This is a genomic window from Methylobacterium sp. 142-1Y, assembly GCF_057747795.1.
Genome location: NZ_CM173224.1, coordinates 795,387 through 814,590, shown reverse-complemented (window position 1 = coordinate 814,590; position 19,204 = coordinate 795,387). Strand labels below are relative to the sequence as shown.

Below are 19,204 nucleotides of genomic sequence, written 5' to 3'. Positions count from 1 at the left end.
AGATGGGTCGCGAAGAACCGCCAGGTGTGGACGGTACGCGTATCGTCACGGAAAATGCAGACGGTGACGCGTCCAGTTGATCGCCATGCATGCCACGGGTATCGAGAGGAGAGGTGAGTTTCCAGGGTGGGACGAGTCGCGGTTATTCGGCACCGTACGATATTTTTTGGCATTGCAAAATAAAAATCAGCGGGTTTTTCGCGCTTGCGAGATCGCGCATCGCGTGATCTGGTCCGACTCATCCCGGGGCGGGCCGATGTTCCGGGACGGCGAGGCCTATCGAGGGACGGGGACATGGGCGACGTGAGCCAGCAGGCCGAGCGGCTGTCGGGATACGCGGTCGAGGAACGCCGGAACTCGATTTCCGGCCTGTCCTCCAGGGCGTTCATGACGGTCCAGCTGCACCTCGCTCACTCGCGCAAGTTCATCGGTGCCGGCATCATCGCGGGCGGGCCCTATCGTTGCGCCGAGTCGTTCCGGGGTGGGGCGGTGCTGGCGGCCGACGCCTACACGCTGGGGGCGCTCGCCATCGGGATGAATCCGCTCATCCCCGCGATGGCGCCGGACGTGGACGACCTCGTCGCGCTGACCCGGAGCACCGAGAGCGCCGGCGGCATCGATCCGCTCGATCGGCTCGCCGGCCAGCGGCTCTACATCTTCAGCGGCCGGTCCGACTGCGTCGTCTATCCCGACGTCGTCCGGCGCACCCGCGACTTCTACGAGGCGATCGGGGTCAGGCCGCAGGACATCCGGTACGACGGCGACGTCGATGCCGGCCACGCGATCATCACCGACAACCTCGAGGATTCGCCGCTTCCGGTGAACCGCCCGCCCTACATCAACAACGGCCGGTTCATGCAGTCGCACCGGATCCTCCGGCACATCTACGGCGATCTGAAGCCGCCGGCGGAGCATCCGACCGGGCGGCTGATCCGCTTCGACCAGCGCGAATTCTTCGATGGCGAGCGGCGCGCGAGCATGAGCGCGTTCGGCTACGCCTACGTGCCCTCCGCGGTCCTCGCGGGTGGGAAGGCCGCCGGGGTCCATATCGCGCTGCATGGCTGCAAGCAGGGCTACAACTACGTCAACTACATCCGCGGCCTGCCCGACCTCGCCAACCAGCCACCCTACGGCAATCGCTACGTCACCACCACGGGCTACAACCACATCGCCGAGAGCAACGATATCATCGTCCTCTACCCGCAAGCCGAGGGCAGCGACGGCGGCGTGATGCAGAACCCCGACGGCTGCTGGGACTGGTGGGGCTACAGCTCCCACGACCCGCACGCGCCCGACTACTATTCGAAGAACGCGATCCAGATCAGGGCCATCGACCGCATGCTCGATCGCCTCACCGGCCAGGACATTTGAGGATTTTTGCGCGATGACGTCTCAGGCCACGCCCCCGGGTTCTTCGCATCCTCCGCCCATCGCCGCCCTGCCGCTCACCGCCTTCGTGCGGACGGCCCTGAACGCGGCCGACCAGCTCCCGGCGAGGGCCGCCGCCGCCGCGCCGCCCGGCGCGGACGCGCCGCTGCGGCGCAGCGCAGCCGTCAGCGAGATCGCGGCGCTCTGCGCCACCAACGCGGTCGGGACGGCGGAACTCCTGTCGGTGCGTCCGACCCCGGACGTCATCGACGACCTGTTCGCGATGCAGGCGGCCTTCGCGCGTCAGCTCTGGAGCATCGACCTGGAATGGCGCACCGGGCTGATGCGCATCGCCGAGGGTACGCTGGCCCTGCGCAGCGCCAACACCGTGTCGAAGATCATGGAGCAGGATCTCAACCTCATCGGCCGGTGCGGCGACCTGATGACGGTCTACGCCACCAAGACCGCCGCGCTGATCGAGAATACGAGCGTCGGCTATTCGTTCTGGCTGAGCAAGAAGGTCAAGGAGATGCAGGCTTCGAAGGTCGCTTCGTAAGTGTCTGTCCGGGATCATGCTGATTGTTGGCAGAGTTTTCTGAGCATGATGCGGATGGAAGCAAGGCGCAGGAAAGCCAGCGCCTTGCGGGTGCGGCACTCCCAATCCTTCGCCAGCCGCCGGCAGCGATTGAGCCAACCAATCGTCCGCTCCACGATCCAGCGCTTGGGCAGGACCTCGAACCCGACCGCCTGATCCGACCGCTTGACGATTTCCACCGTCACAGACCGGCAGACCCGTTCCAACGCCTCCCGGAACACCGGCCCCTGGTAGCCGCCATCTGCATACAGCTTCAGCAGGAACGGGTAGAGACTAAACAGCGTCGCCATGACCCATACGCCGCCATCACGATCCTGCACGTCGGCCGGATGCACCAGAGCATGCATCAGCAGACCTTGCGTATCGACGAGGAGATGGCGCTTCTTGCCTTTGATCTTCTTGCCCGCATCATAGCCGGACGGGTCGATCGTGCGCCCCCTTTTTCCGCGCTCTTGACGCTCTGGCTGTCAATGATCGCTGCCGTTGGGCTGGCCTCACGTCCTGCCTGTTCGCGGCAGAGAACGTAGAGGGTGTGATGGATGCGCAGGAGAGTTCCGTCGTAATCCCATAAATCGAAGTAGCCATGCACCGTCGAGCGAGGCGGTAGATCTTTTGGGATAGCGCGCCATTGGCACCCCGTTCCAAGGACATACATCAAGCCGTTGACCACCTCGCGCAGATCAACCGTTCGTTTGTTTCCCCCGCGTCGAGCCGGTGGGAGAAGGGGAGCAACAAGCGCCCATTCCTCATCCGTCAAATCAGTGGGATAGCGAAGCTTGCTGCGGTCGTACCGCTGGCGGTTCTCAGGCGTCCACATCGCTCAAGCATACGCCTGTCGGCGCGAACCGCAACGCGCTCCGAAAAAACAAATTCTTCCCGGACAGACTCTAAGGGCCGCTCGTTTTACGCAAAGCTTCCAGGGAAACGAATTCCGCGCAGGGCTGTCCGGGGAAGTCAGGGAGCACGTGCCGTTCTCCTTCGGTGCCCGGTCGCGGCCGGTCTTGGGGAGAGCCGAGCTCCGGCCTCGGCCCAGGTCTGGGGCTCGAACAAGCCCTGCCGCGGCAGGTCGAGGAAGCGCAGGATCGGCACCCGCGGACAGGGGCGGCACGGCGTCCTCGCTGCGGCCCAGGAAGCGGCGGATCACCCGCCCGCGCGGCGCGTGAGCGAAGCCGGTTTCCGCATCGCGAAGCGATCGATCGGCAACCGTATGAGCCAGCGGAACGGGAATTCGATCTGCCAGCGTGTCTCGTGGAGGGCGGCGATCTCCGTGGCGGGACGGGTCGGATCGCTGGTCAACAGCGTCAGGCGCGCCCCGCCCTCGTGGCGGCACAATCTGATCCGATGGCTTCCGAAGACAGGTCCTGCGCTTCCGGCATCAAGTCCCCGGCCCCGCCCCGCGAAGCCAGGGGCAGCACGTCAGCGTTGTGCCTCGGGGACGATGGTCCAGCCGTCCACGGTCTCGCCCGGGCCGGAGCAACCATCCCCCTGCATGATATCCCCCTCGAACCGGCGCGGGTCGGGCTGCGCCGAACCGTGCCGCTCGGCCCAGGCCCAGTTGCGGATCTCCGGCAGATCGTCGCCGGTCCGGCAGACATGGGCGCGGTGGGCGGCGAGCGCGTCCCGCAGGGCCTGCTCGGCATGGTCGCCCCGGGTCCCGAGGCGCCGCGGGACGGTGCGCAACGCGGCTTGTGCGAGGTGGTAGCGGTCGAGCCGATTCAGTACGCACATGTCGAACGGCGTCGTGGTGGTGCCCTCCTCGATAAAGCCGTGGACGTGGAAGCTGTCGTGGTTGCGGCGCCGGTAGGTCAGCCGGTGGATGAGCCACGGATAGCCGTGATAGGCGAAGATCACCGGCCGGTCGCGGGTGAACAGGCTGTCGAAGGTGGCCTCGTCCAGCCCGTGCGGATGCATCTCGGGAGAGGCCAGCGTCATCAGGTCGACGACGTTGACGACGCGCAGGCGCAGGTCCGGCACGTGCCGGCGCAGCCACTCGACCGCCGCCAGGGTCTCCTGGGTCGGCACGTCGCCGGCGCAGGCCATCACCACGTCGGGCTCGACCTCGCCCTCGTTCGAGGCCCACCCCCAGATGCCGGCACCCGCCGCGCAATGCGCGGCCGCCTCGTCGAGGGTGAGCCATTGCAGGGCGGGCTGCTTGCCGGCCACCACCACGTTGATGCGGTCGTGGGTGCGCAGGCAATGGTCCATGACGCACAGCAGCGTATTGGCGTCCGGCGGCAGGTAGATACGGGCGGTGTCGCCGCGCTTGTTGGCCAGGAAGTCGATGAAGCCCGGATCCTGATGGCTGAACCCGTTATGGTCCTGGCGCCAGACATGGGACGACAGCAGGATGTTGAGCGAGGGCACCGGCCGCCGCCAGGGCAGGGCGCGGGAGCCCTTGAGCCACTTGGCGTGCTGGTTCACCATCGAATCGACCACGTGGACGAAGGCCTCGTAGGTCGCGAACAGGCCGTGGCGGCCGGTCAGCACGTAGCCCTCGAGCCAGCCCTCGCAGAGATGCTCGCTCAGGACTTCCATCACGCGGCCGTCCGGCCCGAGATGGTCGTCGCCCGGCAGGACCGGGCCCTGCCAGGCGCGGTCCGTCACCGAAAACACCGCGTCGAGGCGGTTCGATGCGGTCTCGTCGGGCCCCATGATGCGGAAGTTGCGGGCCTCCCGGTTCAACACCAGGGTCTCGCGCAGGTAGTGGCCGAGTGCCCGCGTCGCCTCGCCCGTCACGCGGCCCGGCGCCGGCACCGCGACCGCCAGCGGCGCCAGGTCCGGCAGGCGCAGGGGCCGGGAGCCATGCGCATTGGCGTGCGGGTTGGCCGAGAGGCGCCGGGGCCCCTGCGGCGGCAGGGCCGCGAGGGCGGGGACCGGCGCGCCGTCCTCGGTGAACAGCTCCTCCGGGCGGTAAGAGCGCATCCAGCCCTCCAGGATCGCGAGATGCGCCGGGTTCTCGCGCACCGACGCGACCGGGACCTGGTGCGCCCGCCAGGTGCCCTCGACCGGCCGGCCGTCGACGATCCGCGGTCCGGTCCAGCCCTTCGGGCTGCGCAGCACGATCATCGGCCAGCGGGGGCGCCCGGTCGCGCCGCGCCGCGCCCGCTCGCGGATCGCCGCGATGGCGTCGAAGGCCGAATCGAGGGCTGCGGCCATGGCCTGGTGCATCGGGCCGGGCTCATGGCCCTCGACGAAGGCCGGGGCGTAGCCGTAGCCGACGAGCAGGCTCTCCAGTTCGTCCCGGTCCAGGCGGGCGAGCAGCGTCGGGTTGGCGATCTTGTAGCCGTTGAGGTGCAGGATCGGCAGCACCGCGCCGTCGCGCAGGGGATCGAGGAACTTGTTCGAGTGCCACGAGGCGGCGAGCGGTCCGGTCTCCGCCTCGCCGTCGCCGACCACGCAGGCGACGGTCAGGCCCGGATTGTCGAGGGCGGCGCCGAAGGCGTGGGCGAGCGCGTAGCCGAGTTCCCCGCCCTCGTGGATCGAGCCCGGCAGTTCCGGCGAGGCGTGGCTGGGGATGCCGCCCGGGAACGAGAATTGCCGGAACAGGCGCGCCATCCCGTCGGCGTCGCGCGCCACCTCCGGGTAGATCTCGCCATAGGTCCCTTCGAGCCACGCATTCGCGACGAGGCCGGGGGCGCCGTGGCCCGGCCCCCAGACGGCGATCATGTCGAGCTCGCGCTCCCGAATCGCCCGGTTGAGGTGCGCGTAGACGAAGGTCAGCCCCGGCGTGGTGCCCCAATGCCCGAGGAGGCGCGGCTTGACGTCCTGGGGGGCCAGCGGCCGGCGCAGCAGCGGGTTGTCCATCAGGTAGATCTGCCCGACCGACAGGTAGTTGGCGGCGCGCCAATACGCATCGATCTCGCGCAGGCCCTGCGGCCCGAGCGGTCCGGGCACGAAGGCGGGCCCGGATTCCTGGACAGGTCCGGGCTCGCGGCCGCCCTCGCCAGGCGGCATCGCGCCCGCTGCCGTGCCGGTCTCCCGCATGTCCGTCTCCCGCTGCTGCAAATCCTGAGATTTCAGGCGAGCCTGCCGGCGGAAGGCGACGCCCGCGTTGAGATGCATCAAGGCCCCGGGCGGGGCCGCGTGGGAGGCTGATCCCGGTCGAGCCGTCCTGTCTCGGCACGGGAGACGGTCATGAAGCTCTCCTCCATCCTGGTCTCGGTCGATCTCGGGGCCGCCTGCGCGGACCGGATCCAGCTCGCCGCCGGCCTCGCCGCCCGGTGCGAGGCGCGTCTCGTCGGCGTCGCCGCCTGCCCGGTTCCCCTCGTCGTGCCGGCCCGCGACGGAATGGCGGCCGAACGCCTCGCCGACGCCGAGGAGGAGCGGGCGCACGAGCGGCTGGCCGCCGCCAAGGCGCTGTTCGAGCGCGAGGCCGGCGCTGCTGCCAAGCGCGGCTGGCGCTGGAACCTGGCCCCGCCGCTTGCCACCCTCGCCGAGCAGGCCCGCATCGCCGACCTGGTGATCGTCGGCCGGCAGGGCCCCGCCGACGGCGATCCGGGCCCGATGGGCGTCTCGCCGGGACCGCTGCTGATGGAGGTCGGCCGCCCGGTCCTGCTGGTGCCGCCCGGCCTCGAACGGCTCGTACCCCGGCGGGTGGTCATCGCCTGGAAGGACACCCGAGAGGCCCGCCGCGCCGTCCACGACGCCTTGCCGCTCCTCGTCGGCGCCGAGCGGACTGCCGTCGTGGCCGTCGGGCCGGATGCCCATCACGGCGGCGCCGAGGCGACGGCCCAGTACCTGTCCGGGCACGGCGTCTCGGCGACCACCCACCTGCTGCCGAGCCCGGCCTTGAGCGCCGCGGACGAGGTGCTGCGCTTCTGCGAGCGCGAGGGCGCGGACCTGCTGGTGACCGGCGCCTACGGCCATTCGCGCCTGCGCGAATGGGCGTTCGGCGGCGTCACCCGCGACATCCTGCGCACCACGCCCCTCTGCTGCCTGATGAGCCACTGATGCGCGCCCGCCTTCCCCTCGCGGCCGCGGCCGTCGCGCTCGCGCTCCTCTCCGGAACCGCCCGGGCCTGGGACCGGCAGGTCGCGCAGGGCGGGACGCTCGCCCGCGCCCATTGTGCCCGATGCCACGCCGTCGGGCGCTCCGGCGACAGTCCCCTGGCCGCCGCGCCGCCCTTCCGCGACCTCCACACCCGCTACCCGGTCGAGGACCTGGCCGAGTCCCTGGCCGAGGGCATCCGCACCGGCCATCCGAGCATGCCCGAATTCCGGTTCGATCCGGACCAGGCGCAATCCCTCATCGCCTACCTCAAGTCCCTCGAACGCTGAGCGGACGATGCGCTGGCCTGCCACCGCATCGTCCGCTCAGCCCGTCGTTCCGTCGCAGATTTTCTCCGCAAGACCGGCGACCACGTCTGCGACGTCCGTCTAGGAGGATCCTTCCCGATGTTCCTGCGCTGCCTCCTCGTCCCGACCGCGCCCGGCCTCGATCCGACCCGCCGGCTCGACGCCGCCCTGCGTCTCGGCCGGCGCCTCCACGCCCATATCGGCGTCGCCTTCATCGCCCCTGGACCGGAGCTCGTGCTTGCCGAACTGGCCGGGACGGCGCCCGTCAGCAGCGCCACCATCGCGGCGATCAAGGAGGGCATGCGCGCCGCCGCCGCCGAGGGAAGGGCGGCGCTCCAGGCCTGGTGCGCGCGGGAAAGCGTGCCGTTCATGCCCGCGGTGGAACGGTTGGATGCCACCTTCGCCACCTGGACCGAGTTGTCCGGCGACGTCGAGCGCGTCCTGACGCTGGCCGGCCGGGTCAATGATCTCGTCCTCGTCGACCGGCCCGATCCGGCCCGGCCCTTCACCGGCCGCGCCCTCGACACCGCCCTGTTCTCGGTCGGCCGTCCCGCCCTGATGATCGGCGAGACCGTTCCCCACGACCTCTTCGACCACGTGGTGATCGCCTGGAACGGCAGCCTGGAAGGCACGCGCCTCATCGGCCAGTCGATCGCGCTGCTGCACGCGGCGGGACGGGTGACCGTGCTCCAGGCGCGGACGGAGCGCGCCGAGGAGGCGAAGGCCGCGGACCTGTGCGCCTACCTGCGCTGGCACGGCATCGTGGCCGAGGCCCGCACCGTGACTGTCGGGGAGGGAATGTCGGTCGGCGCCGCCATCCTGGACGCGGCCGAGCGATGGGACGCCTCGCTGCTCGCGCTCGGCGCCTATACCCACAGCCGGGTGCGCGAGTTCCTGCTCGGCGGCGTCACCCGGCACGTGATCGAGACCGCCCGCATGCCGGTGCTGATGGCCCATTGAGGACGGCGGAGATCGCAAGGATCGCTCGCCGGGACCGGTGGTCCCGGCTCATCCGGCGCAGAGGTGCTCCTGGATCTCGCTCACCGTCAGCTTGGTCAGATCCTGGTCGATCTCCGCCATGGCGACGCGCCGGAGCCGCTCGGGCAGGGCGAGGCGCAAGGCGGCGAGGAAGCGCGGCGGCGCGACGACGACCAGGGTCGGGATCGGGTCGGCGACGCGGTCCAGGGCCGCCGCGACCTCCCCGGCGAAACGCTGCTCGGCCTGGTCGTGCCAGTCCGTCTGCGCGATGGCACTGCGGCGTTCCTCGACCCGGACGCGGGGCGGCCGGTCGGTGCCCTGCTCGTGGGTCGGCGGGTTGGGCGGCGCTTCCATCACCTGCCGGATCTGGAGATCCGGGTTGAGGGGATGGCCCGCATTGCGCAGCACCAGGGCCTTGCGGCCGTCGGCGACGAGGACGCAGCCGTGATGCGGGATCATCAGGGGAGGCTTCGCGGTCATGAGGTCGCTCCCACCTCGAAGGGTCGTCCCGTCCTTGGGATCAATGGCTCAGCAGGCAACAGACCGGGCTGCCGGCGAGCAGGTCCCGGGTGACGCCGCCGAAGGCCCATTCGCGCAGGCGTGAATGGCCGTAGGCGCCGGCGACGACGAGGTCGGCGGCATGCTCGGCGGCGGCGTCTGTGAGCGCCTCGGCGGTCGTGGCGCCGATCGCATCCGGCGTCACGGCCTGCGTCGCGACGCCGTGGGCCCCCAGGAGGCCGACGAGATCCCCCGGATCGGCCGGCCCGATTCCGTCGTCGATCGATGCGACCACGACCCGGGAGGCCCGGGTCAGGAACGGCATCGCGTCCCGCACCGCCCGGCGCGCCTCGCGGGTGTTCTTCCAGCCGATCAGGACGCGATCGGCGTCGAGCCGGTCGATGCCCGGCGGCACGACCAGGACCGGTCCCCCGAGCTGCATCGCGAGATCGCCCGGGTCGATCGCGAACGAGGCCGCATCCTCTCTCCGGCCGACCACCACAAGATCGGCTGCGGCGGCCTGCGCGACCAGGAAGGGCAGCGGCGGGCCGAGATCGGAGCGCCACGATGCGCGCCGGCGGTCGCCTATCCCTTCCGTCTCGGCCTCGAAGATCGCGTGCGCCCGCGCCAGGTCGTTCAGGACCATCTCGCTCGCGGCCGGCAGGGTGTAGGTGCCCCCGAGCGTCGGGCCGACCGGCGGAACCCCGAAGGACGGCTCGTCCGCCGCCACGCCGATCAGGCCGGCGCCGAACCGATCGGCGAGACGACTCCCCAGGCGCAGGCGCTCGCGCGAAGCAGGCCTGAGATCGACCGTCACCAGGATGCTGGCGAATGTCATGAGGGCGGCTCCCGTGTCGGCGCGCGGGACGGGCGGGGCCCGCCCCGCGTCGCGGTTCAGGCGACGGTGAGACGGTCGACGACGGCGCGGACGCCGGGAGCGGACCAGGCCGCGTTCTCGGCCAGCTTGAGCTCGTGCCAGGCATGCACCTTGCCCTCGAGCGTCACCTGCGCGTCCTTGACGGTCACCCGGATCGCGTCCGCCTCGACCTCGGCGCTGCGCTTGAGCGCCGCCTCGATCTTCCTGCGCACGTCGGCCGCATCGGCGCGCGGGGTCACGTCGATCATGTTGACGATACCGGCGACGCCCGTCAGCCGCTTCAGGGCGGCGCGCGCCTCCTCCTTCTGGTATTGCCACTCGACCTCTCCGGTCAGCGTCACCCAGCCGTCCTGCACCTTCACCTGCACGGCGTTCTTCGGCACGGTCACGGCCCAGTCGAGCATCTGCACCGCCCGATGGGCCAGATCCTCGTCGCGCGGCGGCCTGTCGCCGGCGAAGCGGACCTTGATCTCCTCGACGACGCCGCGCACGCCGCGGACCTTCCGGGTGGCCTTCTCGGCGGCGACGCGCTCGGTGTAGCTCGCGACGTGCCCGGTGAGCGTGACGATGCCGTCCTCGACCGCGACGCCGATCCCGGCGGCGTCGATGCTCGGATCGAAATCGAGTTCGTCGATGACGTTCTGGCGGATCGTCCTGTCACTCATGAGTGCCTCCTTGATCTCGCGCCGGATCCGACCGAGGCCCGGTCCGGATCACGACTAAGCTCTGCATCATTCGCCGAGTTGTTCGCCGATCCGGCGGATGAATCGATGCAAAACCGAAATGCCGAGCAAAATTGCACCAGGCAACTCTGCTTAGACCCGGCAGGCGGTCGGACATTGATCCAGCGCAAGGGGGGCGGGGCCCGGGCCGCCTTTCGCCATCGGGCAGGCCCGGGTGCCGCCATGGCCGCCACGGCAGGCGGCCACGGTCCCGATCATCGCACCGGCCTCGAAGAGCCGGTCGAACCGGGGAACGTCCGCGAAGGCGCGCGGAATCGGCACCGTCCCGGCGATCAGGACGAAGGGGATGCCGCGCCGCCGCAGTGCGCAGGCGAGCGGGAAGCCCGAGCCCCGGTTCAGGTCCGTGCTGACCACGGCACAATCGGGCGGCGCCGCGTCCAGGCTCGCGAGAGCGTCGGCGCAGGTGCCGTAGGGGCCGCTGACCGTGCAGCCGGCATCGGCCAGTACGTCCTCGAGCCACAGGCCCGGCAGGGCCTGCGGCTCGGCCACCAGCACGACCGGCGCGAATGGCGTCGTCTTCATCTCCTGACCCTGCATCTCTTGACCCTGCATCTCTTGACCCTGCATCTCCTGGCTCCTCCCCGCCCGGCTCGTTTCGAGCGTTTGCACCCGGGCCCTCGCATCGGGGCTCAGGATGGAAGGATGAGGGGGCCCCGCGTTGCGCTGGATCAAGGGCGGCGCGGTTCAAGGCTTCGTCGATGGCGGAAAGGCGGGCTCGCGGCCCGGCGTCGTCTCCGTGCCGCGTCCGAGCCGCGCGCCCTTGCGCCGGAGCGCCGCGGACCGGGGTCGCTTGCCGTGCAGCGGCCAGTAGCGCTCCATCGCCAGGTAGGTGAACGAGGCGGACCAGCCGATCAGCAGAAGGCCGTTCAGCGCCTCGACCCCGGTCAGGAGCCGGGCATGGCCGAGGGGAACGTGGTCGCCGTAGCCGAGCGAGGTATAGGCGACGACGGACACGAACAGGCAATCCTCGAAGCTCTCGACCGGCACGCCCGAGAACGCGCCGAGCCCGAGCCGGAGGACCAGCAGCCAGTAGGCCCCTGCATAGACCCAGACCGCCGCCGTGTGCCCGACGAAGGCCGCGAGCACGACGACGATGATCCGGGTGCGGGGCGGCACCGGCAGTTCCGCGAGATGCTCCGAGGTCAGCCGCAGGGTCTCGTAGAGCACCAGGATGGTGACGGCCACGAGGGCGACGCTGGTGGACAGCACGACGAGCATGGTTCGGCCCTGCTGCGGAACGGCGCCTCGTCGTCGATGGAGCGGATGCGTCGGCCCGGTGCCGCGCGCCCGGTGTCAGAGAGCGAGCTGGAGCAGTGCCGTCACGACGAGCGATGCGGCGACGGCGGCGGCCAGCGCCGACGCGCTTCCGATCGTCCGGTACCGGGAAATGTCCGCGATGCGCGTCTCGGCACCGCTCGCGGCCATCGGCCTGGCGCCGCCGCCCGGCAAGGTCTTCGTGCGCAGGCCGGCCCCGATCGTGCCGTGCAAGGCCATCGTCATCGTCGTCTCCCCGTGCTGGACACGCCCATGATGACGAGGTCCCCGACGGGGGCGTTGATCCAGCGCAAGGCGGACGGCGCGCCGGCCCCGATCCGACATTCGGCCGGGCGGAACGGTAGACGCGGCGATCACGCTGCATCGCGACCGCGACACTCGGCCTTGCCGCGGGAACCGGATTTTTCGTGAAACGATGACTGGACCCGTGGCCGCTGCCGACAGGTTCCCGGGAAGACGCATTCTCCTGCTGAGAAGAATGGTCGGAGTGGCAGGATTTGAACCTGCGACCCCCACGTCCCGAACGTGGTGCGCTACCAGACTGCGCTACACTCCGACGCGCCCGAAGGCACGGGTATCGTAGTCTCAAACATCCTGCGGATGCTTGGTTGTCTCGGGAAGACACAGGCTCGGTGAAGAGCGCTGGTCGGAGTGGCAGGATTTGAACCTGCGACCCCCACGTCCCGAACGTGGGACCGTGCCGACGGCGGTGTCTCTACGACGCCGCCGTCGGCAGCGCAAGGGGGTTTCTGTCGTCACCTCTCGTCACGTCAAATCACTTCTCCTAACGGCATCATGTTTGGTCGATGTTTGGTCGGTTCACGTTATGAGCTGGCCTCCGTGTCCCGTTCCAGGCCACGCCCCCGGCGGGTCGCGTTAACCCTTGCCGCGCTCCTGGTAGGTCTCGACGAGGAAGGTGGCGACGGCCCCAGCCGCGTTGACCGCTAGGCTGGCGTGCCGCGGCGAAGGACGGACGCGGGGCCGCTCGTCCGTCGGCGGGCCGTCACCGTGAGCATCCGAGAAACGATTGCGCAGGGTGCCAAGACCATTCACCAGGGTCATCGCGCCGCCGAGTATGGCGCGGATGGGCTCCTCGCGGTGCTGGTCCGGGGCGAGCTTCAGCCCGCGAGCGACGGCGCCGTAGAGCTTGGGCAGGTCGTCCTTGTCCGCGTAGGCGACGCCGAGCCCGTCGAGGATGTGCTTGCACACCGCCTCCAGCAGCGTGCGCGCGACGGTGATGGCGCCCTCCGGGTCGGAGGTCCGGCGCGCGAGGGCCTTGGTCCAGACGGCGTGGACGCCCTCGGCGTCGAACTGCGCGAGCGCGTCCCCAACCACCGCGTCGCCGGGGGCCCGGTTGCGGCCTTCAAGGTGATCCATCACCGGCGCGAAGGCGTTACGGATGTAGGTCCGCCGCTCCTCGTACCGGTCGAACCGCGGCTTGACGTGGGACCAGAAGGCCCCGAGGTCGCGGCAGGTCCGGACGAACTCCGGCATCAGGGACTTGAGCTCGGCATCGGCGAGCACCTCGCGGCGCAGGTACTCGTAGGTGTGCCCGTCGGGCGAGCCGCCGGTCGCCCGTGAGATGAGGATGCCCTCCATCATCGCGATCTGCTCCAGGCGTGTTTCGGGGATGTCGTCCACGCGTCGTACCTCCGGCTACGCCTAGGAGTAGCGCGGTTTAGTTCGCCGGTCCTTGACCACGCTGGTGGGTGGCCTCCTCGTCCTCCAGCATCTTGGCGACCCGGAGGGTCTCGGAGGCCCGCTCGCGCTCCCTCGCGCGCAGCGCGGAAACTTCGGCCTTGACCCGGTCTGGGTCGAGGTCGGGCGCGCCTGGGATGACGGCGATTCCCTTGCACCAAGCCTTGGCCCCGGCATGCGCCACGCGGGCGAGCAGGACCTCGCGGACCAGGTCGCCGGGCAGGTCCGTGGCGACGACAGTCTCACGGTACAGGCGCATGAGCTTCGCCTTGGCCGCCTCCCACTGGTCGAACGCCTCGTCGTACTCGGGCGTCGAGCGGCAGCCGAGCGATCCGTCGGGGAACCGGACGGTGGTGCCGGGCTCGCGTAGCTGAAGGCGATTATGGGCGTCGGCTACCCGGCGTTGGGCCCGCATAAGAAGGAGTGCCCGCTGCGCCGTCTCGATGTTCGTCATCTCCGCCATCGTGGTCCCCCTTCATGTCGGGGACCGTGGCCCGGTTCGGGTTAGCGCCCGATTTCCGGACGGTTCTACAGGGGTGCCAAAGGGTCAGTATATTGGCACCCCGTTACCTCCTCGCGGCTGTAACGCTTAATCAAGCGGATTTGTCCACCAGATCCAAATCCTTATCCTTCACGCCGAGGAGGCGCTCGCCGAGCATCCGCCGAGCCCCGGCGGGGGTCGCGCCCTTCTCCAGCAGGATGGTTCGGGCCTCCTCGTAGACCCGGTGCACGCTCAGGCTCATGCCCTCCATCGTGCCCCGGCGCGCGATGAGGTTCACCGCGTCGCCCTCCACGAGCATGCGGGCGTAGGCCGTCACGATGGCGGCATCGAGCACGGAGGGTTCAACCATCCCCGCGGCCTTCCGCTTCGCTCGCTCGACCCGCTTGCGCTGGGCGTCGGTGCGGCGGAAGCCCCACGTCTTCGAGGCACGGCGCTCCGGGATCGGACCGGGCGCCGGCGCGTCGTCAGCGTCGGCGCGGGCCTCTTCGAGGCGGTCGGCAATGAATTCGTCTTCGAGAGCGTCGTCGTAGTAGCGCATGTGAACCTCCTGATGAGGCATCGTCCCCCTCGGGCTAGCGAGGCACAAGGACAAGTCACGGACATGCCCAGCCGTGGCGCTACATGTCCCGGGGAGGGCTACGCCCAGGGCTTCCTTTACCCTGCGCACAGGAAGGAGTTGGGCGACTCTTGGCACCGATTCGGGGAGCTGCGATCTCTCGATGGCACGCACCGACGGAGACCGCCCTGATGACGCACCACTCAGCCCACCAAGTCGCCGGCGGCTTCGAGAGCGCGGCCTACGGCATCGCCGGCGCGCTCGGGTCCGCCCTTGTCGCCGGACGCCTCGCCCGCCAGGCCGCCCGCGCCGAGCAGGACGCCGAACTCGCGGACGCCTACCGCGCCGTAGCCGCCCGCGTCCGGACGGCCCGCGTCGCCGCCGCCTGCGCCCGTCAGGCGAACGCCGCCCGCGCCGAGGCTGCCCGTGCCACGGAGGAGGACGAGCTCCGCCGCATCATCCTGGCGCGTGCCGCCGTGGCATGACCCGATGCCATGATGTGCGCACGTGGGGCGCACATGTGCGCAGCGCGCAAGAGTCAATACCTTCAAGCAAGCTAGATCTCGATTTCCCCAAAAAAGAAGCCCGCCCGGGACGCCCAGGCGGGCTTCTCTCGTTCGGGGTAGCGCGTCAGGCGAAGGCGGGCGCCGGCCGCGACCGGGCTTCCCGAGGCAGGCCGGCCCACGGGTCGACGCGCAGGACCGGCTCGGGCAGGGGCTGACGGCAGAGCCGTTCGATCTCGGCCCGGCGCCAGGTGGCCATGTCCTCCGGCTCGGGCAGGCTCGCGATGCGGCGCTCGCGAAGGAGGTGCTCGCCGATCCGACGAGCCGGGTGCGCGGCCAGGCGGGCCTGCTGCTCGGACGAAAGCGCCCCGAGATACGCCAGGGCCGGTTCGTCGAGCGTGCCCTCGACGCCGCGGCGCTGGCCGGCAAGGAACCGTAGCGCAGCCTGGCCCCACTCCACCGAGGCGTCCGCCGACGGCGCGGCGGGAGCAGCCGCGGCCGGAGCGGCGAGGTCCTGCTCGGCCTCCGCCGCGGCCGCCTGGATCTCGGCCACGGCTTCGGCCTGCGCGGCGGCCGCCTGCCCGGGCGCGCCGGACAGGGAGCGGGCGACCCAACGGACCCCGTCCCATACGAGCTTGGGGGCAGCCGCCATGGCGGCGAGGGCAGCCTTCATGATGAGGGCGACGAAACGGACAACGGAACGCATGGGGGCCTCCTGAGGGGTGACCCCGGCAGGGTGCGCCCTGGCCACGAAAGCCACATCCTGCCCGCGGGGGCCTTGCAGCTTTCGACGCCACCCGTACCATCCCCTTATGCGAGGTCGGCCCTGCCGTCCCGCGCCACGCCGTACGGGAGACCTCGGCTCATGACCCTCAACACCTCGATTCGCCTTTCGCGCCCGGCCAAGCCCCTCGATCAGGCTGACCGCGAGCGCCTCGCCGACAGCCTCGCCGCCGCCGGCGCCACGCCGGTCATCTACGCCCGCATCGCGGCCCCTTACGAGGAGTACCCGCGACCCGACCTCGACCTCGTCATCCAGGCGGACTGGCGCCGCACCAAGTCCATCCACCAGGCGTGGATCGACTGGGCCTTGCAGACGGACGTCGACATCGAGGGGGAGATCTGCGTCGAGCTCCGCTACACCTACGCCCTGCCCGAGGGCCGCGTTCGCCGCCAGCGCGAGAGCGTGACGGCCATCCGGGTCGACCTCGCGCGGGTCCTGCTGGAGCGGGACCTCGCGGCCCTCGACGCCGACGACCGCGCCCTCGGCCTGACGATCTAAGGGGGGCGCACGTCATGAACGACAACAACCCCTTCTTCAGCTACCCGGTCGGCGCCCGCCGCGCTGCCCTGAGCGCGCTGCCGGCCATCCAGGTCCTGCGGTCCGCCCGCACCGAGGCCGACGCCAGGCGCGCCGCAGCGGCCATCGCGGCGGCCTGCACGGCCGCGCGCCCCGCCTGGTACCGCGAGGATCGGCCCGGCGACCGGTACCTGGGAACCCTCCCATCCGGCGAGGTCCTGGCGTGGGCCTGCGGCGTCACTCCGGACGAGCCGCTGGAGCTCATGGCCTGGTGCGATGAGTGGCAGGGCGCCTGCGTCTGGAGAGCCGAGGCGTGACGCCCGACCTGCTCGCGGCCGCCGGTGAGGCGCTCTACGGTTCCGAATGGCGCCGGCCTCTGGCGGCCGCGCTCGGCGTCGATGCCCGCCTCATGCAGAGGTGGGCCGCCGGGCAGAGGAACATCCCCGAGACGGTGGCGCCGGCGCTGCTCGGCCTGCTCGGGCGGGAGGCGTCCGGGCTGGAGGGGCGGGCCCAGGCCATGCGCCGGGCGGCCGCCGCCATCGCGGAAGCGGAATAGAGAAGGGCCCCGGGGAGCGTCCCGGGGCCCTCGTCGTTTCAGGCCCCATCGGCCTCCCGTTCGGCCTTCGCGGCTTCCTCCGCGATCCGACGCTCCTCGTCGGTCTCGGGCGTATCCGCCATGCGCTCGCGGATCTCGGCCAAGCTGACCGGGCGGTAGTCCCAGGCGTCCACGCCGACGTCGAGGGAGCGGGACGTGCCCGGCAGCTTGCCGTGCGAGTGCCCGTAAAGGTGCAGCGCGCCGCGCCACGACCCGTTCCAGGTCCGGAGGGCATAGTGGCAAAGGACGAGGCGAACCTGGTCAACGTGGATAGTCCGCAGGTCCGCCGGCTCGCTCGCCCACCCCAGCGACAGGTGACGTTCCTTGTCGTGGTTGCCGATGATCAAGTGCTTCCGCCCGTTCAACCGTGCGAACACCTCCCGGCACCGGTCGGCGCTGGAGTTCATCGCGAAGTCGCCCAGGAAGAACACGTCATGCTGGGGACGGACGCGCGAGTTCCAGGCCTGGATCAGCGCGTCGTCATGCTCCTCGATGGAGGCGAACGGGCGCGCCTCCATCTGGAGGATGCCCCGGTGCCCGAAATGGCAGTCCGAGGTGAACCAGGTCGTCGAGGAATTGAAGGTGTCGTGCTTGGTCTTCATGAAGGCAGCCTCCGTAGCGGGGGCTGCGCGCACGGCGTCACGCCCCGGGATGGGTCTCAGCGGTTCGGGGGTGGCGTATGCGTTTCACGGTGGGCCTCGTGGGGCTTCGGTGGGCCAGGGATCGCAGCTCGCGCCGGGGGCGGCAAGCGGCTGTTGGTGGCAGGGTTACGTATTCCCTGGCCGGATAGCCTGGGCGGCGGGGTAACCGGGGCGTGCCGGATTTCCGGCAACCGCCTCGGAAGCCTCCTCCGCCAGGCGCAGGCGCTCCCACTCCTCGGCGACGGCGGCCTCCCGGGCGGCGCGCTGCTCGGGCGTCGCCGTGTCGATGATGCGACCCTGCAGCGCCTGGACGCGCATCCAGTCCATCGAATGTTGGTAGTTCGATGCCAGTTCTGCGAGCCGCCTGGTGCGGGACGCCTCGAATTCCGCCTTCTCAGCCTCAGCCTCAGCGAACATCGACCGGATGGTGTCCGGGCCCACCGGCTCCTGGACGCTCGCCATCTCGCTCGCCGGGACGCCCTTGCGCGCCTGCGCGGCCGCCTTCCGGCGCTCCCTGCGGTTGCCCTCGAAGCGAGGGGCAGCCTCGGCCTGCCGGACGATGTGGTTGACCCACTCCCTGGCGCCGATCCGCCTGAGCGTCATCGGCATCGGCTGGCCGTCGGGGCCATCGAGCTCGATGGCCTCCTTCATGCCGCCCTCCCGAAGAGGCGCTGCATGATCCCGCCATCTCGGGTCGGGGTCTCCTTGACGGTGACGCGTTCTCCGTGCCGGCGTCGGAGGAGGCCACGCATCCGCTGGTTCAGTTCCCAGTACAGATCGCGGCGCTCCGCGTCGGGGACCAATCGCGTCACCGAATGGAAGAATGTCTGCGCGCCGCCTTGACGATCTTCCAGCGCGTCGAGGCCGACCTGTGCCGCATGGTCGAGGAAGGCCTCCCATGAGCCGTAGGCCGCCACGACGTCGGCACGCAGGCGGATGTCGCGCCCGTCGAGGCCGAACAGCACCGGCGGCCCGAGCGGACGCTTCGGCGTCGGCGGCAACGGTGCAGGCAGCCGTCGGGCGCGGCGGACGCGGTTCCAGTGAAGACGCATGGCGGGGGTCCTGGGTGCGGCCACGGCTCGGTGACCTCGCGGGCTAGGCCCACCTCCGATGGTACGCAGGCGCGTCGATTCGAACAGACGCCGTCGCCCCGCTGGCGCTCCGCCGGGGCCGTGCTATCCCGGGCGGCATGAAGATCGACCTGGAAGAGATGGACGCGGAGCGCTGGCCGGCCCCTGAGGGCTGGACCATCGTCGGGCGCGTCGGCCATCTGGCGCTCGCGTACGACCCCGAGAGGCAGGCGTACCTCCTCGGCGACGGGGAGCCGGTGCCGCTCGACCGCGAGGCGGTCAACGTCGCCCTGGAGCCGGCCATCGACCGCGCGGCGAGCAAGCTCTGGCCGGGAGGGTGGACGTACGCTTTCGAGGCCGTCTTCGGGGTCAAGCGGCGGAACCTGGCCGCCGAGCGTCTCGCCCGTCAGGGCCTGCCTCCGAGCGTCCTGCTCGTCCTGGCAAAAGCGGCCTCGGAGCCTGACGCCGAGACGCTGGGCGCCCTGATCCTGGCCGTCGCGCGCTCTGCCGACGCCGCCCCCGGCATCGACGACGCCGAGCGCCACGAGATCGCTCTGCACGCGGCGAAGCGGGCTTCCGACATCGTCCGCGCGGCACGCAGGGGAAAACCGGCCTGGCCGCGTCAGCTTAAGGTTTGGTTAGGAGATCCGGACTAGAGTCGGGCTCGAAGTCAGGTGGCGTAGGCCTTACCTGGCGAGGAGAATGCAATCC

General features: G+C 70.4%; 26 protein-coding genes and 2 tRNA genes. 10 read left to right on the top strand and 18 right to left on the bottom strand.

Translation table 11 applies throughout. From position 1 onward, the window contains the following. The first annotated feature begins 294 nt into the window (after nt 1–294). Nucleotides 295–1,371, top strand: coding sequence for an extracellular catalytic domain type 2 short-chain-length polyhydroxyalkanoate depolymerase (locus AC3AOF_RS03835; protein ID WP_488347725.1), 1,077 nt, complete (start codon nt 295–297; stop codon nt 1,369–1,371). Between the two features lie 13 nt (nt 1,372–1,384). After that, a complete protein-coding gene (locus AC3AOF_RS03830; protein WP_488347724.1) occupies nt 1,385–1,924 on the top strand; it encodes a hypothetical protein in 540 nt (179 codons plus the stop codon). A gap of 14 nt (nt 1,925–1,938) precedes the next feature. Here AC3AOF_RS03830 and AC3AOF_RS03825 read toward each other — a convergent pair. The 3 genes from AC3AOF_RS03825 to AC3AOF_RS03815 all read right to left on the bottom strand — a co-directional run bounded on the left by AC3AOF_RS03825 (nt 1,939) and on the right by AC3AOF_RS03815 (nt 5,917). Then, nucleotides 1,939–2,780, bottom strand: a protein-coding gene (locus AC3AOF_RS03825) for an IS5 family transposase (RefSeq protein ID WP_442919232.1) whose coding sequence is annotated in 2 segments (ribosomal slippage) — nt 1,939–2,390 and nt 2,390–2,780 — 843 coding nt in all. Because the reading frame shifts where the segments join, the coding sequence is not laid out codon by codon here. A 323-nt stretch (nt 2,781–3,103) separates the two neighbouring features. Beyond that, nucleotides 3,104–3,259: a transposase gene (locus tag AC3AOF_RS03820; RefSeq protein ID WP_488348954.1), complete on the bottom strand. Its 156-nt coding sequence runs from the start codon at nt 3,257–3,259 to the stop codon at nt 3,104–3,106. Between the two features lie 120 nt (nt 3,260–3,379). Beyond that, nucleotides 3,380–5,917: a phosphoketolase family protein gene (locus AC3AOF_RS03815; protein WP_488348953.1), complete on the bottom strand. Its 2,538-nt coding sequence runs from the start codon at nt 5,915–5,917 to the stop codon at nt 3,380–3,382. A 180-nt stretch (nt 5,918–6,097) separates the two neighbouring features. On the opposite strand from AC3AOF_RS03815, the gene AC3AOF_RS03810 reads away from it, so the two are divergent. The 3 genes from AC3AOF_RS03810 (at nt 6,098) to AC3AOF_RS03800 (ending at nt 8,217) form a co-directional block, all read left to right on the top strand. Continuing rightward, nucleotides 6,098–6,913 carry a universal stress protein gene (locus tag AC3AOF_RS03810; protein ID WP_488347723.1) on the top strand — a complete coding sequence of 272 codons (816 nt, stop codon included), beginning with the start codon at nt 6,098–6,100 and terminating at the stop codon, nt 6,911–6,913. After that, nucleotides 6,913–7,239, top strand: coding sequence for a c-type cytochrome (locus AC3AOF_RS03805; RefSeq protein WP_236992020.1), 327 nt, complete (start codon nt 6,913–6,915; stop codon nt 7,237–7,239). The genes AC3AOF_RS03810 and AC3AOF_RS03805 overlap by 1 nt, the downstream gene beginning before the upstream one ends. A gap of 117 nt (nt 7,240–7,356) precedes the next feature. Beyond that, nucleotides 7,357–8,217 (top strand): universal stress protein, encoded by an 861-nt coding sequence (locus AC3AOF_RS03800; protein WP_488347722.1) that lies wholly within the window; start codon nt 7,357–7,359, stop codon nt 8,215–8,217. A 48-nt stretch (nt 8,218–8,265) separates the two neighbouring features. Here AC3AOF_RS03800 and AC3AOF_RS03795 read toward each other — a convergent pair whose 3' ends face one another. The 11 genes from AC3AOF_RS03795 to AC3AOF_RS03745 form a co-directional block, all read right to left on the bottom strand. Next, on the bottom strand, nt 8,266–8,715 hold the full coding sequence (locus AC3AOF_RS03795) for a host attachment protein (protein ID WP_488347721.1): 450 nt from the start codon (nt 8,713–8,715) through the stop codon (nt 8,266–8,268). Nucleotides 8,716–8,755: 40 nt separating this feature from the next. Continuing rightward, entirely contained in the window at nt 8,756–9,571 is an 816-nt protein-coding gene (locus AC3AOF_RS03790; RefSeq protein WP_236992023.1) for a universal stress protein, read from the bottom strand. Nucleotides 9,572–9,627: 56 nt separating this feature from the next. Beyond that, a complete protein-coding gene (locus tag AC3AOF_RS03785; RefSeq protein ID WP_236992024.1) occupies nt 9,628–10,275 on the bottom strand; it encodes a BON domain-containing protein in 648 nt (215 codons plus the stop codon). 150 nt (nt 10,276–10,425) lie between these two features. After that, entirely contained in the window at nt 10,426–10,875 is a 450-nt protein-coding gene (locus tag AC3AOF_RS03780) for a response regulator (RefSeq protein WP_488347720.1), read from the bottom strand. A gap of 162 nt (nt 10,876–11,037) precedes the next feature. Beyond that, nucleotides 11,038–11,571 (bottom strand): ion channel, encoded by a 534-nt coding sequence (locus AC3AOF_RS03775; protein WP_488347719.1) that lies wholly within the window; start codon nt 11,569–11,571, stop codon nt 11,038–11,040. Between the two features lie 75 nt (nt 11,572–11,646). Further along, nucleotides 11,647–11,853 (bottom strand): hypothetical protein, encoded by a 207-nt coding sequence (locus AC3AOF_RS03770; RefSeq protein ID WP_236992027.1) that lies wholly within the window; start codon nt 11,851–11,853, stop codon nt 11,647–11,649. Between the two features lie 254 nt (nt 11,854–12,107). Then, a tRNA-Pro gene (locus AC3AOF_RS03765) sits at nt 12,108–12,184 on the bottom strand. Between the two features lie 91 nt (nt 12,185–12,275). Further along, nucleotides 12,276–12,347, bottom strand: a tRNA-Pro gene (locus AC3AOF_RS03760). Between the two features lie 157 nt (nt 12,348–12,504). Beyond that, nucleotides 12,505–13,269, bottom strand: a complete 765-nt coding sequence (locus tag AC3AOF_RS03755) for an abortive infection family protein (protein WP_279356715.1) — start codon at nt 13,267–13,269, stop codon at nt 12,505–12,507. A 37-nt stretch (nt 13,270–13,306) separates the two neighbouring features. Beyond that, nucleotides 13,307–13,780, bottom strand: a complete 474-nt coding sequence (locus AC3AOF_RS03750) for a hypothetical protein (protein ID WP_488347718.1) — start codon at nt 13,778–13,780, stop codon at nt 13,307–13,309. Between the two features lie 139 nt (nt 13,781–13,919). Beyond that, nucleotides 13,920–14,366, bottom strand: a complete 447-nt coding sequence (locus tag AC3AOF_RS03745; RefSeq protein ID WP_279356717.1) for a hypothetical protein — start codon at nt 14,364–14,366, stop codon at nt 13,920–13,922. Between the two features lie 209 nt (nt 14,367–14,575). On the opposite strand from AC3AOF_RS03745, the gene AC3AOF_RS03740 reads away from it, so the two are divergent. After that, entirely contained in the window at nt 14,576–14,869 is a 294-nt protein-coding gene (locus AC3AOF_RS03740; RefSeq protein ID WP_279356718.1) for a hypothetical protein, read from the top strand. A gap of 145 nt (nt 14,870–15,014) precedes the next feature. Here the strand turns inward: AC3AOF_RS03740 and AC3AOF_RS03735 are convergent, their stop codons facing one another. Beyond that, nucleotides 15,015–15,593 carry a hypothetical protein gene (locus tag AC3AOF_RS03735; protein WP_279356719.1) on the bottom strand — a complete coding sequence of 193 codons (579 nt, stop codon included), beginning with the start codon at nt 15,591–15,593 and terminating at the stop codon, nt 15,015–15,017. 159 nt (nt 15,594–15,752) lie between these two features. Here AC3AOF_RS03735 and AC3AOF_RS03730 point away from each other — a divergent pair, with 159 nt between their 5' ends. The 3 genes from AC3AOF_RS03730 to AC3AOF_RS03720 are packed head-to-tail and all read left to right on the top strand — an operon-like array spanning nt 15,753 to nt 16,743. After that, complete coding sequence (locus AC3AOF_RS03730) at nt 15,753–16,169, top strand: hypothetical protein (protein ID WP_279356720.1); 417 nt, start codon at nt 15,753–15,755, stop codon at nt 16,167–16,169. 14 nt (nt 16,170–16,183) lie between these two features. Continuing rightward, a complete protein-coding gene (locus tag AC3AOF_RS03725; protein ID WP_279356721.1) occupies nt 16,184–16,504 on the top strand; it encodes a hypothetical protein in 321 nt (106 codons plus the stop codon). Next, nucleotides 16,501–16,743, top strand: a complete 243-nt coding sequence (locus AC3AOF_RS03720) for a hypothetical protein (protein ID WP_279356722.1) — start codon at nt 16,501–16,503, stop codon at nt 16,741–16,743. Before AC3AOF_RS03725 ends, AC3AOF_RS03720 begins: the two co-directional genes overlap by 4 nt. Nucleotides 16,744–16,781: 38 nt before the next feature. Here the strand turns inward: AC3AOF_RS03720 and AC3AOF_RS03715 are convergent, their stop codons facing one another. From AC3AOF_RS03715 to AC3AOF_RS03705, 3 genes are all read right to left on the bottom strand, one after another. After that, nucleotides 16,782–17,384 carry a metallophosphoesterase gene (locus AC3AOF_RS03715; protein WP_279356723.1) on the bottom strand — a complete coding sequence of 201 codons (603 nt, stop codon included), beginning with the start codon at nt 17,382–17,384 and terminating at the stop codon, nt 16,782–16,784. A gap of 165 nt (nt 17,385–17,549) precedes the next feature. After that, nucleotides 17,550–18,074, bottom strand: coding sequence for a hypothetical protein (locus AC3AOF_RS03710; RefSeq protein WP_279356724.1), 525 nt, complete (start codon nt 18,072–18,074; stop codon nt 17,550–17,552). Next, nucleotides 18,071–18,475, bottom strand: a complete 405-nt coding sequence (locus AC3AOF_RS03705; RefSeq protein ID WP_279356725.1) for a hypothetical protein — start codon at nt 18,473–18,475, stop codon at nt 18,071–18,073. The genes AC3AOF_RS03710 and AC3AOF_RS03705 overlap by 4 nt, the downstream gene beginning before the upstream one ends. Nucleotides 18,476–18,612: 137 nt before the next feature. Between AC3AOF_RS03705 and AC3AOF_RS03700 the strand changes: the two genes are divergently transcribed. Further along, a complete protein-coding gene (locus tag AC3AOF_RS03700) occupies nt 18,613–19,149 on the top strand; it encodes a hypothetical protein (RefSeq protein WP_279356726.1) in 537 nt (178 codons plus the stop codon). Nucleotides 19,150–19,204 lie beyond the last annotated feature (55 nt).